Raw genomic sequence first — 15645 nt, 5'->3', positions numbered from 1 at the left:
ATCTCAACCTTCTATTTATTTGTTAGTTTTTTCTGCCACTTATACAGTTGATTCATGACATCCATGGGGGTCATAGACATCAGATTAAGGTTCCGAATTTGGGAAACGACTTCTGCATTTTCAGGATCTACCGGTTCCGTTTTAAACAAAGCTAGTTGTTCATCAACTTCGCTCTTCTCAACGGACTGAGTTAACTCACTGTCTTGTTCAGTAGGCACCGTTTTAGATGGATGCGCCACTTCGTCCGTAATCACCTGATCTGTATCTTTATTCTGAATTTCAAGTCGTTTTAAAATTTTGTCGGCTCTGCCCAACAATTCAGTTGGCATCCCCGCCAGTTTAGCCACGTGAATCCCATAAGACTTATCAGCAGGACCATCCTCCATTTTGTGCAAAAAGACCAGATCACCATCTTTTTCAACTGCCCCAACATGGACGTTTTTTAATTTAGTTAATGTTTTATCTAAAGCCGTAAGCTCATGGTAATGAGTAGAGAACAACGTTTTGGCGTGAACATGATTATGCACAAATTCAATAATTGCTTGCGCAAGAGCCATGCCATCATAGGTAGCCGTTCCTCGACCAATTTCATCAAACAAAATCAAGCTCTGGGGGGTCGCATTCTGAATGGCCCGATTAGCTTCTTGCATCTCCACCATAAAGGTACTTTGTCCAGCAATTAAATCATCAGCCGCGCCAATTCGAGTGAAAATTTGATCAAAAATTGGCAAAGTAGCCGACTCAGCAGGAACAGAACACCCCATTTGTGCCAGAACAACCGTTAAAGCTAATTGACGCATGTACGTACTTTTACCAGACATATTAGGCCCCGTAATCAGCAAAATATCAACATCCTTTGACATTTTGACATCATTTGGCACATAACTTTGGCGTCCCATAACTTTTTCGACAACCGGATGACGGCCACCGACAATATCAATGCTATGATTTTTTTTCAGAGTAGGTTTTACAAAATGATAGTTCTCACTAACAACTGCAAAGCTCTGTAAAACATCAAGCGTAGCAACCTGTTTAGCCAGTTTTTGCAGTCGTTCAATAACTTGTTTGATTTGCTCACGGATTTTACTGAACAGCTCATATTCAAGTGTAGTAGATTTTTCTTCGGCCTCTAGAATCAAGCTTTCTTTCTCTTTTAAGGCTGGCGTGATAAAGCGCTCAGCATTTGTTAAAGTTTGCTTGCGTTCGTAACGCCCTTCTGGAACCGTACTCAAATTCGATTTTGTGATTTCGATGTAATATCCAAAAACTTTATTGTAACCAACTTTTAAATTCTTGATACCGGTCGCTTGGCGTTCGGAGGCCTGCAGTTCAGCCATCCACTTTTTTCCATTCGTCATTGCATCTCGATACTTATCAAGTTGAGTATCATAACCATCTTTAATTACATTACCTTCAGTGACTGAAATGGGTGGCTCATCCACAATTGCCCGGTCAATAAGATCCGCAATATCATCAACTGGATCAAGTTTAGCCAGCATAGCGCCAAAAACTTTGTTGTCCAGTTCTCCCAAAACATACTTAATTTTAGGAATTTGACGTAGTGATGTCTTTAACTGGATAAGATCCCTACCGTTAACATTGCCAAATGCCACACGACCAGCTAAACGCTCCAAATCATAAACTTTTACTAATTCCTCTTGTAAACTACTGCGTTCAAAATAATGATCCAGTAACTCGGCCACTTTTGTTTGCCGATCTTCAATTTCCACTTGCCGAATTAGTGGCCGATCTAACCATTGTTTCAGTAATCGACCACCCATTGCGGTTCGAGTTTCGTCTAATAACCACAAAAGTGTACCCTGTTTCTTGCCTGAGCGGATAGATCTTGTCAATTCCAAATTATATTTAGAATAATGGTCCATCCGTAAATAGTAAGAAGGCTCATAGGCCACCGCTTTTTGCAAATGTGCGAGGCTTCGTTTTTGCGTTACCGTGATGTACGTCAGTAATGTTTCAACAACGGTCTTTTCCAAATTTTCAGTTAGGGCTTGCGTTAAATAACTTAATTCGGCCTTCACTTCAATTTTATTTTGGTGTGAAACCATAATATTCAATTTTTTAAACTGTTCTTGCATATCATCTGTAACAGATGCATCTACCACGATTTCCTTCGACTGTAGATTAACAACCTCGTTAATTACAGCTTCAAAAGACTCCAAATTACTAGTTTTCAGTTCACCAGTCGATAAATCTGCATAGGCAAAACCAAACTTGTTGTCCTCGGTCGTGGTCAAAGCAGTTAAATAATTATTGGATTTGGCTTCATTGACGTTAGAATCCGTAACTGTTCCAGGTGTTATCAATTGAATAACTTCACGTTTGACCATGCCTTTAGCCAAACGAGGGTCTTCCATTTGTTCACAAATAGCTACTTTATATCCCTTTTCAATTAAAATATCAACGTAATTTTGAACAGCATGATGAGGCATTCCACACATCGGAATGGGATCTGTCGCGTTATGACTACGAGAAGTTAGTGTTAGTTCAAGAATTTGAGCACCCTTGATCGCATCATCGTAGAAAAGTTCATAAAAATCACCAATTCGATAAAATAAAAAAGCATCTGGATAATCTTTTTTAATCGCCATATATTGCTGCATCATTGGCGTATCACTCGTTTTTTGTGGCAAATTCTCTCCTGCTTTCTACTTTTTATCTAATTCGAACATTTAAAACTATCTGTCCTATTTTAACATTTAACCTTTAGAGTGCCTACTAACTGTGCTGGCTTTTCCAAGGTAGTGTCATTAAAAATGATTTCAACTATTTTAAAAATAAAAAAGTCTGGCAACAGATACTTGCCAAACCTTCTTAATATTCTATTTATTTAGCATAATTTACAGCGCGAACTTCACGAATTACGGTAACTTTAACTTTTCCAGAATACTCTAACTGTTTTTCAATTGCAGTTCTAATATCATGAGTCAATGTGGTTGCCTGTAAGTCAGAAATCTTTGAAGGTTTTACGATTACCCGTATCTCTCGACCGGCTTGAATCGCATAACTCTTCTTAACGCCTTTAAACCCATCAGCCAAATTTTCTAGCTTCTCGAGTCTATGAATATAATTTTCTAGAGAATCACTGCGGGCTCCTGGCCGAGCAGCTGAAATTGAATCTGCTGCTGCAACCAATACTGAAGTCACATATTCGGCACCGACATCTCCATCATGGGAAGCAATGGCGTTAATTACCACTGGACTTTCCTTATACTTCTTTGCAAATTCTACGCCGATTGTCACATGGGATCCTTCAACCTCATGGTCAACCGCTTTTCCAATATCGTGTAATAATCCTGCGCGTTTAGCTAAAGTAACATCCTCACCTAATTCAGCTGCTAAAATACCTGTTAATTTAGCAACTTCAATTGAATGGTCCAAAACATTTTGTCCGTAACTAGTGCGGAACCTTAAGCGACCAACTAACTTGATCAACTCAGGATTCATCGAGTGAATACCAAGATCAAAAATGGTTTGTTCCCCAACTTCACGGATCTTATCATCCATGTCTTTGCGAGCTTTTTCAACCATTTCCTCAATTCGAGCTGGATGAATCCGACCATCCTGAATTAACCGTTCAAGTGCCATTTTGGCAATCTCACGACGAATTGGGTCAAATCCACTTAGCACAACTGCTTCTGGTGTATCGTCAATGATTAAATCAATACCAGTCAAAGTCTCTAAAGTTCTAATGTTTCGACCTTCGCGACCAATAATTCGACCTTTCATGTCATCACTGGGGAGATTCACAACAGTAACAGTTGATTCCGTAGCCACATCGGCTGCACTTCTTTCAATAGCTTGGGCAATCAGATCGGTTGCCACTTTTTTAGCATCTGTTTGTGCCTTTTCTTCACTTTCGCGAATCATTTTAGCACGTTCGTCTGCCAAGCCATCACGAACCTCGTTCAGAATCAAAGATTGCGCGTCTTCTTGTGACATTGCCGCAACCCGTTCTAACTCTTCTGTACGTTTTGTAACTAATGAGGATGCTTCTTGTTGTTGTTCGTCAATCCGCTTTTGCTCAGAACTTAGTTTTTCTTCCTTACGTTCCAAACTATCTTCACGTTTTTCAAAAGTGTTATCTTTATGATCCAAAACCTCTTCTCGCTGTAACAAACGTTCCTCTTGCTTCTGTGCTTCTGCACGTCGTTGCTTAAGTTCGTTTTCTACCCGAGTTCGATAGCGGTGACTTTCGTCTTTAGCTTCTAAAAGGGCTTCCTTTTTTTCAGTTGCCGCCTGTTTCTTAGCATTGTCTAAAATACCACTAGCTGTATCCTGCGCATCATGCACATTTTTCTCTTGAATGAGTTTGTGTACATAATAACCGATGATATAGCCAACAACAATAGCGATGATTGCGAGGATTATATTGAAAACAATCATGTTTCCACCTCCGAATCATCAATAGTTGGTTAATTTTCTAACCGAATTTTATGATGCTATTTTGATTATTCACACAATACTTAGTTTAGCATTCCGAAGGCAGTTTAATCAAGCTATCTCACTATTTATATTTGTTCAATCACACAATTTTTATAAAAATATGTTAAAAATTTTCTAAAAAAATAATTCACTGCATTTAAACGGGTCTACACTTTCTGGTATTGGTGAATAACTAATACCGGTTTTTTGTCTGTTTTGAAAATCAGAAAAATAAAAAAGGACATCTGTCCTCTTTGTGCTACGATTTAATCGCCAAAAAAAAATCGAAAAGAGGAAATTCAGATGTCCCTAACTAATTCTATCTTATGCTTATTCGAAATAACAGACCCAAACTTAATTGTCACTGGTATTTCTAAAGAACGGTGTTCCACAAACCAACGTATTCATGTCGTCCATGCAACTTTGTCTTATCAACTTTTAAAGTGCCCACATTGTGGCCATAAAAGCTTAATTAAAAACGGAACTCACATGAGTCACCTGCGTTTAGGAACCTTATCCGGTGGTCGTTACGAAATGCATTTAAAACGTCAAAGATACCAATGTAAAGATTGTTCAAAAACCTGTGGTGCTAAAACTAAGTTGGTTAATCGTAACGAAACTTTCACACATAATATCAAACATCAAGTGATCGTTTTGGCACGCGATATGTTGACGAGTAAAGAAATTGCTAAACTTTGTGGAATTTCGCCAAGCAGTGTTCAACGAATCCTAAATGCCAATATTCACTTAGCCTATCGTGTTAAACATCTCCCAGAGAATCTTTGCTTTGATGAATTTCGTTCCTGTAATCACTGGATGTCCTTTAATTGTTGCGATGCCGTTAGTCATCGCCGAATTGTTACTTTAAAAGATCGGCTAAGTAAAGATATCATTGACTACTTTGAAGCTCGTTTTTCGGTTCAAGAACGTGCCCAAGTTCAATCAGTGACGATTGACATGAATGCTGAATATGGCAGCTTCATTCATCGCTTATTTCCCAATGCGGCCACGATTATCGATCGTTTCCATATTATTCAACTGGCTGGGCGTGCCTTAGATAATGAACGCACGCAGACCATTCGTACTATCCAAGATAAGCATTCACGAATTTATCATATTTTAAAATCTCAATGGCGTTTATTTCATCTTGATGAAATAAAAGTTAATGATTCTAAGGCTGTTTATTTACGCGGAATTAACGAGTACATGACGCAACAAAACGCCATTGATTTAGCTCTAGACGCTTTTCCCAGATTTAGATCTGTGTATCAAACCTATCAAGGTATCTTAAGTGCCATACACCAAAAGGATGCTAATGCGTTCCAATCCTTACTTACTAACTACCAACCCACTAGTAATCAAATGGACATAACGATCAACACGTTTATCAAAAATGGTTCAGCCCTTCTAAACAGTTGTCGTTATCCATTTTCCAACGGTCCAATTGAAGGACTTAATCGTAAAATCAAGGCATTAAAGCGTAACTGTTTTGGTTTTCGAAATATTGACAACTTCTTTATCCGGATTAGTTTAATTCATGAGTAAACAAAAAGCACATTCACCGAAGTGAATGTGCCGTTCAAAATCTCCACCAATACGATTTGACAGAGACCCGTTTAAACAGTAAATTATTCTTTCAAAATATTTTATTTCTTTTTAGATGTTTTAAGATCTAGTGTAGAAGGATCTTTCTCTTCTTTTGATTTTTCTTGTGCTGCATCTTTTTCTTCGGGTGTTTCATCCATTCCAAACGCGACACGAACTTTTTTATAAATTTCTTCTCGCTTTTCCGGATTGTCTTCTAAATACTGCTTAGCGTTTTCTCGACCTTGTCCAATGCGTTCCTCAGCATATGAATACCAAGAACCACTCTTTTGGATAATGTCCTTTTCAGCAGCCATATCAATAATCTCACCAGTTTGAGAAATTCCGTGACCGTACATGATGTCAACTTCGGCACGCTTAAATGGAGGTGCAACCTTGTTCTTAACGACTTTAATCCGAACTCGGTTTCCGATAATATCAGTACCGTCTTTAATTTGTTCTGCACGTCGAACCTCTAAACGGATGGTTGCATAAAACTTCAGAGCACGACCACCAGGTGTGATTTCGGGATTACCAAACATAACACCGACTTTTTCACGAATCTGATTAATAAAAATGGCAATTGTTTTAGTTTTATTAATTGAACCAGAAAGTTTCCGAAGTGCCTGTGACATAAGCCGTGCTTGAAGGCCAACATGGGCATCACCCATTTCACCTTCAATTTCTGCACGTGGAACTAAGGCAGCAACCGAGTCCACAACAACTAAATCAACAGCCCCACTTGATACCAAGGCGTCTGTAATTTCTAGACCTTCTTCACCTGTATCTGGCTGAGACAACAGCAAGTCATCAATATTAACACCCAAGTGTTCTGCGTACACTGGATCTAATGCATTTTCTGCATCAATATAGGCAGCTGTTCCGCCCTCTTTTTGAACCTGCGCAACCGCATGCAGAGCAACCGTTGTCTTACCAGAACTTTCTGGTCCATAGACTTCAACGATTCTTCCACGAGGATAGCCACCAACACCCAGTGCATCATCTAATGCTAAAGAACCGGTAGAAATGGTAGAGATTTGAGTTTGAGCAGAATCCCCCATTCGCATAATAGAGCCCTTACCAAAATTCTTTTCAATTTTTTTTAACGCAGCGTCTAACGCTACTTTTCTTTGATCATCAGCCAATTTGTTTCCTCCTTAACGGGAATACCTAACATTCATAATAATACTGATTTTCTACTCAAATTGCAAGTAAAAACGAACAAAAGTTCGCATTATTTAAAAACTTTCTTAATTCACTTAATACGCCCACAATGATTTGCCTTCTCGAAGAAAATTAAGCCGTTGAAAACATAATTTTTCATCATCTTTAGTAAAAACTGCCGCTTCCTTAATTCATCCCCCTATATAAGTAAATACGCTTTTCGTACTCAAAAATTCTTTTAATAAAAAAAGAGCCTGACAATTTTGCCAAAACTCAATTTATATTTATTAGTTAAATCCGTCTGAAAAAACATTCCGATTTTGTACGAAATAATCGATTCCTGAATAAATTGTAAAAAATAAACAAATGTAAAGCATAATTGCAGCCATGGGAATGCTTAATGCGGCAAACAACACATTATTTAAAATTAATAAAATAATGGCAATCATTTGCGAAGTTGTTTTTATTTTTCCAGGCATGGCAGCAGCCATCACTTGGCCATCATTTTCGACAATCAATAACCTTAGACCTGTAACTGCCAACTCGCGGCAGACAATAATAGCAGCTACCCATGCTGGTACTTTAGCAAACGAAACTAAAATAATAAAAGCCGACATAACTAACATTTTATCTGCCAATGGATCCGCAAATTTTCCGAAATTAGTTACTAAATGCCTCTTACGGGCAATTTTTCCATCAGCCAAATCAGTCAAAGACGCCACAGCAAATATAATTGCCCCAACGACCTTTGTAATGGCAATCGATGTCCCAACCCAGGTGACTGTCCCCCAGGTAAATGGCATAACCATAATAATAATAAAAATTGGAATTAAAATAATCCGAAATACTGTTAATTTATTTGGTAAATTCAAAAGTTGTCCTCCTGCTTAATCCTTAATATTTAAGGTGATTGTTTTTGTTTGGGTAGTATCATTTTGAGGATTAAAGTTGAAACTCTTGCCATTCACTTTAACGGTGGTTTGTGGCGCGTTTCCTAGGCTAATCGAAACCTTAGAAATACCCTTAGCAATCTTCACAGTGTGTGAAGTCCCTGTTGGTAAAGTAGCAGCCCAACTCTGTGTGCCATCACTTGAAACCGAGACCCACGCATTACTTGTTCCCGCCGTAATGCTCAAACTTGATCCATCAGAAGGGGCATTTTTTAAATCATATTCTGTTGTTGAAGTCCCAACCTGAGTGATTTTTTGAGCTTTTTCTTTAGATGACGAATTGGAAGATTCACTAGAACTTGATTCTTTCTTTTTTGAACTGCTTGCATCATTTGTAACACTCACCTTGCTACTTGTGAGATGTGGTTGAGCTGTATTTCCTGAATGGCTCATCCCCCAGATAGTTCCTAAAACTAAAACCACAATGACAATAACTACTACAGTCGGCACATAGGCTGCGTACTTTCCGTACCGTCTGGAAAACTCGCTTTCTTTTACAACTTGTTTGTGTTGGGTTGTCCTAGAAGGCAAAGGTCCAATAGGCGTTGGGTTTCTTCGCTGGCCATCACCAGTAGTTTCTTGTAGCTCGCCAGCCAGCAATTGGTGGGAATCAAGCCCAACCACATTTGCATATTGGCTAACAAACGATTGCACGTAATAATCTCCTGGCAGATCATTCATTTGACCGGCCTCAATGGCCATCAAGTAACGCTTTTGAATCTTGGTTTTCTCTTGAATATAATCAATTGTTAAGCCTTGATCCATTCTTGCGTCCTGAAGCCTTTTTCCGATCTCTTTATTTTGTTTCTCACTCATCACTTTTCACCCACTATTAAATTAGTCCGCTACTAGTATAGCATATCCAAATCCACTAAAATTTTGTTCTTACTTTAACCAGCCACCATCTACATAAATGGTTTGACCCGTCATGTAACCAGCATCTTGATTTGTTAATTGAACAATCCAAAATGCAATATCAGCTGGTGTGGCGAATTTTCCAGTTGGTATATCATCCGTAATTGCTTGGCGTTCATTCTTCGCTAAAAATTGATTCATATGCGTGTCCACCGCTCCAGGTGCTACCACATTTACTGTAATACCAAGAGAAGCCACCTCTTTCGCATAAGCGTTGGCAAAAGCAGTTTGTGCGCCTTTAACCATACTATAACTAACTTCCATCGCACTCCCTACAGCTCCATAAACAGAACCAACAAATATGATTCTCCCATGGGTCGATTTAGCCAGTTTTTCTTGTAACGCTTTGATGATTTCGATTGGTACAGCAACTTGCATACTCCATAAATGTTGAATTTCTTCCTTGGTTGTTTGGACTAATAGTTTGTAAGTCGTGGTCCCTTGCGCAAAAATAATTGTATCCAACTCAAAGATGTTTTCCAAAAATTTGTCCAGATTTGTAGCCGTACTCATATCAAAAGAAAAACTTAAAAAATCTTGTTTTGGATACTTGGCGTGTAACTTTGTAATCAATTCGGTAATTTTTTCGTTTTGCTGATTATAGTGTAAATATAACGACCACCCTTGAGCAGCCAACTGTTTTGCAGTCTCAATACCAATATCGCCAGAAGCTCCTACAATTAAAGCATGTTTCATGGTTTCACTCCCATTGGCATAATTTGGAAGGTACTCAATCCTTTTGCATTAAACAGATCTTTGGCGACTTGTTCTAGATCTGTCAATGTGATCTGCTCGTAAATGGTTTCTTGATCAAACACAGTCGCCTGATCAAACAATTGTCCTTCATATCCATTTGCGATTGCTTCAACTGAGTCCATACGTGCCACTAAACGTCCCATCATTTCCTTTTTTGCAAGTTCAAACTGATCCGTTAATGTTGGCAATATTTGTTGTGCGTTCGTCAAAATGTTTTCAATCTGGTCATTAAATTGATCTGGATGGTCGGTATCACCACTAAAGCTAACATAGTGAAATGACCGGGCAAGATCAAATTCATATGAAAAAGTATCATCAATGACGCCTGAATCATATAACTTTAAATATTGTTGAGAAGATTCGCCAAATAATAAGTAAAGTAATAAATTTACCTTCAATTTATATGCTAATCCAGCTCGTCCTGCAGGGACTGGATCCAAACCTTTAAGACCCACAATACTTTTTGGGCGATTAACAGCCATTTGGACTTCTGCATGCTTAATAATGTCCTTACCATTTGGATCCTCCAACGGAAGCTTGGCATTAGGCGTTTTAAACTGTGGGAAAGTTTTCGTGTTTTGATTTTGAATAACCCAGTTAAGTGTCTCTTGAGGATCAATATTGCCGACGATAAATAAATCCATGTTTGCTGGATGATAAAACGTTTTGTACGCCAGATACAGATCTTCAGTCGTGATTTTAGCAATTGAATCTACAGTTCCAGCAATATCAATATGAACCGGATGCTTAGGATAAAGGTTATTTAATATCCCCATGTATAATTTCCAATCCGGATCATCATCATACATTTGAATTTCTTGTCCAATAATTCCCCTTTCTTTTTCAACAGACTTGTCTGTAAAGTATGGTTCTTGCACAAAGTTAAGCAAAATTTCTAAATTTTCCTTGATGTTTTGTGTTGCAGAAAATAAATAACTAGTTCTTGTAAAACTTGTGAATGCATTTGAATCCGCACCATATTTTCCAAACAGGTCAAAAGCATCGTATCCTTTTTTATCAAACATTTTGTGTTCCAAAAAATGGGCAATCCCATCAGGCTGCGTGACATACTCAGTTTTACCCTGGGGAATGAAGGTTCGATCAATTGAGCCAAAATTGGTGGTAAAAACAGCATAAGTTTTATGAAATCCTTTTTTAGGTAAGAGGTTAACTGTTAACCCATTGCTTAGAGTTTCTGTGTAAAGATTTTCGCCAAATTGCTTATATGTTTGTTTACGCATGTATTTTTACCCCCGAACTCAAGAAATAAACGGCCTGTAAACTAACTTGCTTAGCAACTTTCATAATCGCTTCCCGTGACACTTTTTGGATTTGTTCTTCCCAGTCCTCAGCAGAAACTTGACTACCGACCAGATCGTTGGTAAGTTCTCGACTCGCATAAACACGTTCTAAATCCAACGAAGAAACGTAATTTGAAACTAAACCTTTTTTAATTTGTCCAAGTTGTTCATCGCTAAACTCACCATTTTGCATGTCGGTTAATTGTTCAGCAATAATCGTCAGAACCTGTTCTTTGTCTTTGGCATTAATTCCTGCTTGCACCACCATTAAGCCATTAAATACATCCACACTACTATTTGCATAATATGCCAAACTAGCTTTTTCACGGACATTCATAAATAGTTTTGATAACGGGGAGCCACCAAACAACGCATTAAAAACGATTCCAGCGTAATAATTTTTATTTCGAAAATCGGTTGGAAATTGATACGCTAAATCTAATTTTGCTTGAACAACGTTTTGATTTTCACTCCGCGTTTGAAAAGTTCTCATAGGTTGTTTAATCGTTGTTAACCCAACCAAATTAGATGTTCGCTCTGCTAATGGCCATTGACGAATTTGATCGGCAACTTGCTCGGCATTCACATTTCCGACTACATATATTTCAACCCGATCTTGTGCTAAGACTGATTGATAATAGTCATATAATTCATGATTTTCTATTTTTGCTAGGCTTTCAACATCGCCAAAAGCAGGCACCCGTTGAACTTCATCCTCATTAAAAACTAATTTTTGTAACTGAAGTGCAGCGTATGACTGTTTATCATCTCGAAGCGCTTTAATATACGCGATTAAATTAGCTTGCTGTCTTTGAAAAGTTTGATCATGAAAGTTACCAGCTTTTGCCAATGGATTAAAAATCATCTCCTGCAAAAATTGAATTCCTTCTGATAGCAGGTCTTCCGATGAATTCAAAAAATGATCATTTGGCAGCGATAATGAAAAAGTAAGATCATGAATATTTTGTTTTCGCATCACGGTTGTTCCAAACCCAGCCCCATAAAGCTTTGATAATGCTTGGGATACTAAGATCTGTGTCACATATTTCTTGGAACTAGTCTCTAAAATATTGGCTAATAATGAACGATAACTAGTTTGCTGTTTTGTTGCATTTTCTAAAAAATGAACCGATATTTGGGTATTCTTGAATTGAGATACCGGAATAACCGTTAACGCAATTCCTTGTTTGATTTGTATTCGCACTAAATTACCTCATTTAAAAATTATTTACTATCTTTTATTATACGCGATTTTCAATGACTATGAATCCCTAAAAAACATTTTAAATAAAACAAAAATATTGATCTAGATTAGCTTTTTTATTACTAATCCAAATCAATATTTTTTGAACTCTATTTAACTTTTTGGCTGTTTTTCAACTGGAGCAGTATTACCAAACCATTTTTCGTTAATTTTTTTCAAAGTTCCATTTTTATACAGCACATACAATCCATGATTAATTTTCTTCCGTAAGGTAACATCCCCTTTGCGAATACCCACCGCAAATTGTTCCTTTGGAAAATCACCTTGAATTTCTCGATAACTATTTGGATTACTCTCTTTCTTGATATAATAACCCGCATAAACATCATCAATCAGTAATCCTTGAATTCGGTTCGCTCCTAAATCAATAAACGCATCGTTAAACGAGTCATATAAAATGGGCGTTTTGTTTTTAATCTTATTTTTAAGCAACTGGGGTTCTTTTTCTACGTCCTCTGCACCTGAAGAACCACTTTGAACCCCTAAGATCTTCCCAGTCATTTTTTGAAAACTCGTAATATTTTGATTGCGTTTGCTGACTAGGACTTGTTGATTAGCTAAATACGTGTGACTAAAGCTAACAACTTTGGCGCGTGCTGGGGTGACTGTGAACCCATTCCAAATCAAATCAATTGTTCGATTGCGTAACTCAGTCGTGTTCATAGACCAATCAATACTTTGAAAATCCACTTTGATTCCGTATAGCTTAAATACTGCTTTAGCTAGATCAATATCATAGCCCGTTAACTTACCATTCTTTTCACGGAAGCCCATTGGTACAAAGCTGTCATCCAGCCCGACAACAACTTTCCCACGTTTTTTAATTGTTTGCCAATAATCAGTAGTATTTGCGCGTTTTGTTGCATTTTCACAGCCGCTCAAACTAGGAAGTAAAACCAGGCAAACTGCCATCATGAGAAAAACTAATCTTAACTTTTTTTTCATGTTATTAACCTTCCGTTTCCTTATTTGATAGGTGATACGTGTAACTGCTTATCAGCAACTTCATTAGCAAAATCCATATCATGGGTAACCACAATCTGGGTCATGCCATCCCGTTTTAAGCCTTTAATAATTTCACTAACTTCACCACGTAATTCAGGATCCAACGCGGAGGTAGGCTCGTCATAGCAAAGGATTTGAGGGTGCATCGCTAAAGCTCTCGCAATTGCTACCCGCTGCTTTTGACCACCAGACAATTGATAAGGATAAAGATTTTCCTTACCATCTAGTTGCAACCTCGCAAGACTAGCTTCAGCTTCTTTTTTTGCAGTTGCCACGTTTTTTTTCAAAACCATTTGCGGCGCCAATGTTACATTATCCATAACCGTTAGATTAGGGAATAATTGAAAATCCTGAAAAACGACGCCGATCACACTCTCATTCCCGCTATTTTCATAAGGATCAAACTTTTGGTCATTGATATAAAAACTCCCACTATCGATCTTTTCTAGTCCACTTATACAACGGAGCAAAGTTGTTTTACCAGCTCCAGAAGGCCCTACGATGGTTAGGATTTCACTATCTGGAACTTCAAAAGATAGCTTATCAATAATAACTCGTCCATTAAATGTTTTGGTTAAATCATTAATTTTCAACATATTTAAACCTCCTAGCGCCAATAAGCATAGTGTTTTTCGACTCGTCGTAAGATATAAGTACAAACGGCTGTTAACAGTAGATAAATAATTCCAACCAACAGGAGTGGAACTAAGGTTACATCTCGAGATGAAGCGACATTTCCGGCTCGCAATAGATCCCCAATACCAATGACGTAGACTAATGAAGAATCCTTAACCAAATTAATAACTTCGTTTCCGATAGATGGTAAGACAATCTTGGCTACTTGAGGAATAACAATTTTCCGAATCGTTTGCCAATAAGATAATCGTAATACCTTTGCTGCCTCGTATTGCCCTCGATCAACCGACTGAAGACCACCACGAAAGATTTCTGCAAAATAGGCTGAATAGTTAAGAATAAAAGCAAATAGCGCTGCATCATATCTTTGAAAAACAATCCCCACGATTGGTAATCCATAAAAAACAAAAATTAACTGCAATAATAAAGGGGTCCCTCGCATCAACCAAACGTAAAAGTTCAAAATATATCTTATCGGTCGAATTTTGGAAACTAGCCCTAATCCAAAAATCATTCCGATTGGTAATGCTCCGATTAAAGTCCAACAAAAGATCTTCAATGTCATGGTAGTCCCTGATAATAAGGATGGTAATATTTGTGATATATAATTTAACGAAAACATGCTTATCCCCTCCAATTTTATGTATAAAAAAAGCCTCTTGAACTATAAATAATAATTCAAGAGGACGAGTTAGCGCGGTTCCACCCCTGTTTGTAATTGCTTCACAACAATTACCTCAGTAAGTTGAACCTACAAAAAAATCCCCTCAGGTATAAAATACCCAAGAGGACGCATCAACGTGGTTCCACCTCATGTTTCTGATAATTTCACAATTACCAGCTCAACAAGTTATAAGTTCAACTTTAGGAGATAACGATCACCCGTGCCTTCCTAATTAACTCAGAAGACAAACTCGCAGATGTGTTTCGAACAAAGTACATGCTTTAATCTCACCACTTAAAGCTCTCTGAAATGATTCTTTGTTCTACTCTTCCGTTCATTGTTTTTAAATATTGTATTGAATATAAGTCTTTTTTTTATTCTCGTCAAGGGCTTTTCAAAATTAATTTTCTAAAATCTTAATCTATACTTCTAAAATTAGCTCCCCGCGTATGCCGGAAAAGACTTTTGATTGGCAAATACAAGATTACAAAAAAGCATAAATTTAATGCCAATGTGGGGGCAAGATTATACGCCACAAAAACCGATGATGTAATAGTTGTATAGTGAACCATTTCAAAAACGATATAAAAAGCACTTTCATACAAGGTCAAGGCTAAAAAGAAAGTTAACAGAATCGAAAGAAACGTGGGCTTATAGAAAACTTTGACCCACTGAATAAGAAGTACCATCACTGGCAGAATGAACATGTTCACGCCAAACACACCAGTATAATACCAATCAAACACAAGCCCTACACCAGCTGCCCATGTGGCAATCGGGAGGTTAGTCTCTCCTTCAAAAAAGATGCCCAACACCAACCATAAAATGGTCAAATTGCTCACCATTGAGTAGGGATAAGCAAAAAGCGATCCTGAAAAAATTAAATTAATTGAACCATCCAAAAATAATGAAAGAAAAAATCCAATTGGGAAAATATATTTTAATTTTGCACTTTGTAACATT

Annotated in this window: 13 protein-coding genes and 1 other annotated feature; of the genes, 1 reads left to right on the top strand and 12 read right to left on the bottom strand. The window is 37.7% G+C overall.

Annotated features, from left to right (window positions below):
- Positions 1 to 11: 11 nt before the first annotated feature.
- Positions 12 to 2651 carry a DNA mismatch repair protein MutS gene (mutS, locus tag ACLHK8_RS10135; RefSeq protein ID WP_057774684.1) on the bottom strand — a complete coding sequence of 880 codons (2640 nt, stop codon included), beginning with the start codon at positions 2649 to 2651 and terminating at the stop codon, positions 12 to 14.
- Between the two features lie 193 nt (positions 2652 to 2844).
- Positions 2845 to 4404 carry a ribonuclease Y gene (gene rny / locus ACLHK8_RS10130; RefSeq protein ID WP_057774682.1) on the bottom strand — a complete coding sequence of 520 codons (1560 nt, stop codon included), beginning with the start codon at positions 4402 to 4404 and terminating at the stop codon, positions 2845 to 2847.
- A gap of 342 nt (positions 4405 to 4746) precedes the next feature.
- Here rny and ACLHK8_RS10125 point away from each other — a divergent pair, with 342 nt between their 5' ends.
- Positions 4747 to 5988 (top strand): ISL3 family transposase, encoded by a 1242-nt coding sequence (locus tag ACLHK8_RS10125; RefSeq protein WP_063697918.1) that lies wholly within the window; start codon positions 4747 to 4749, stop codon positions 5986 to 5988.
- 101 nt (positions 5989 to 6089) lie between these two features.
- On the opposite strand, the gene recA is transcribed toward ACLHK8_RS10125, so the two are convergent.
- The 10 genes from recA to mreD form a co-directional block, all read right to left on the bottom strand.
- Positions 6090 to 7172, bottom strand: a complete 1083-nt coding sequence (gene recA / locus ACLHK8_RS10120) for a recombinase RecA (RefSeq protein WP_057774679.1) — start codon at positions 7170 to 7172, stop codon at positions 6090 to 6092.
- A 306-nt stretch (positions 7173 to 7478) separates the two neighbouring features.
- The gene (gene pgsA / locus ACLHK8_RS10115; protein WP_057774676.1) at positions 7479 to 8063 is read right to left on the bottom strand and encodes a CDP-diacylglycerol--glycerol-3-phosphate 3-phosphatidyltransferase; all 585 of its coding nucleotides are present in this window, start codon (positions 8061 to 8063) and stop codon (positions 7479 to 7481) included.
- Between the two features lie 15 nt (positions 8064 to 8078).
- Positions 8079 to 8957 carry a helix-turn-helix domain-containing protein gene (locus ACLHK8_RS10110; protein ID WP_057774674.1) on the bottom strand — a complete coding sequence of 293 codons (879 nt, stop codon included), beginning with the start codon at positions 8955 to 8957 and terminating at the stop codon, positions 8079 to 8081.
- Positions 8958 to 9026: 69 nt separating this feature from the next.
- The gene (gene ymfI / locus ACLHK8_RS10105; RefSeq protein WP_057774671.1) at positions 9027 to 9752 is read right to left on the bottom strand and encodes an elongation factor P 5-aminopentanone reductase; all 726 of its coding nucleotides are present in this window, start codon (positions 9750 to 9752) and stop codon (positions 9027 to 9029) included.
- Positions 9749 to 11053 carry an EF-P 5-aminopentanol modification-associated protein YfmH gene (gene yfmH / locus ACLHK8_RS10100; protein ID WP_063697920.1) on the bottom strand — a complete coding sequence of 435 codons (1305 nt, stop codon included), beginning with the start codon at positions 11051 to 11053 and terminating at the stop codon, positions 9749 to 9751. Before yfmH ends, ymfI begins: the two co-directional genes overlap by 4 nt.
- The gene (gene yfmF / locus ACLHK8_RS10095; RefSeq protein ID WP_057774663.1) at positions 11046 to 12317 is read right to left on the bottom strand and encodes an EF-P 5-aminopentanol modification-associated protein YfmF; all 1272 of its coding nucleotides are present in this window, start codon (positions 12315 to 12317) and stop codon (positions 11046 to 11048) included. The genes yfmH and yfmF overlap by 8 nt, the downstream gene beginning before the upstream one ends.
- A gap of 153 nt (positions 12318 to 12470) precedes the next feature.
- Positions 12471 to 13322 carry an amino acid ABC transporter substrate-binding protein gene (locus ACLHK8_RS10090; protein ID WP_057774660.1) on the bottom strand — a complete coding sequence of 284 codons (852 nt, stop codon included), beginning with the start codon at positions 13320 to 13322 and terminating at the stop codon, positions 12471 to 12473.
- A 20-nt stretch (positions 13323 to 13342) separates the two neighbouring features.
- The gene (locus ACLHK8_RS10085; protein WP_063697923.1) at positions 13343 to 13978 is read right to left on the bottom strand and encodes an amino acid ABC transporter ATP-binding protein; all 636 of its coding nucleotides are present in this window, start codon (positions 13976 to 13978) and stop codon (positions 13343 to 13345) included.
- An 11-nt stretch (positions 13979 to 13989) separates the two neighbouring features.
- On the bottom strand, positions 13990 to 14640 hold the full coding sequence (locus tag ACLHK8_RS10080) for an amino acid ABC transporter permease (protein ID WP_057774655.1): 651 nt from the start codon (positions 14638 to 14640) through the stop codon (positions 13990 to 13992).
- 161 nt (positions 14641 to 14801) lie between these two features.
- Positions 14802 to 15029, bottom strand: a binding site (T-box leader).
- Between the two features lie 69 nt (positions 15030 to 15098).
- Positions 15099 to 15644 carry a rod shape-determining protein MreD gene (gene mreD, locus ACLHK8_RS10075; protein WP_057772409.1) on the bottom strand — a complete coding sequence of 182 codons (546 nt, stop codon included), beginning with the start codon at positions 15642 to 15644 and terminating at the stop codon, positions 15099 to 15101.
- Position 15645: the final 1 nt, after the last annotated feature.

The sequence above is a fragment of the Pediococcus sp. M21F004 genome (genome assembly GCF_051122535.1).
In the GTDB taxonomy this organism is placed as follows: domain Bacteria; phylum Bacillota; class Bacilli; order Lactobacillales; family Lactobacillaceae; genus Pediococcus; species Pediococcus inopinatus.
Note: the sequence above shows the minus strand (reverse complement) of the source record. Positions and strands in the feature narration are given on the sequence as shown.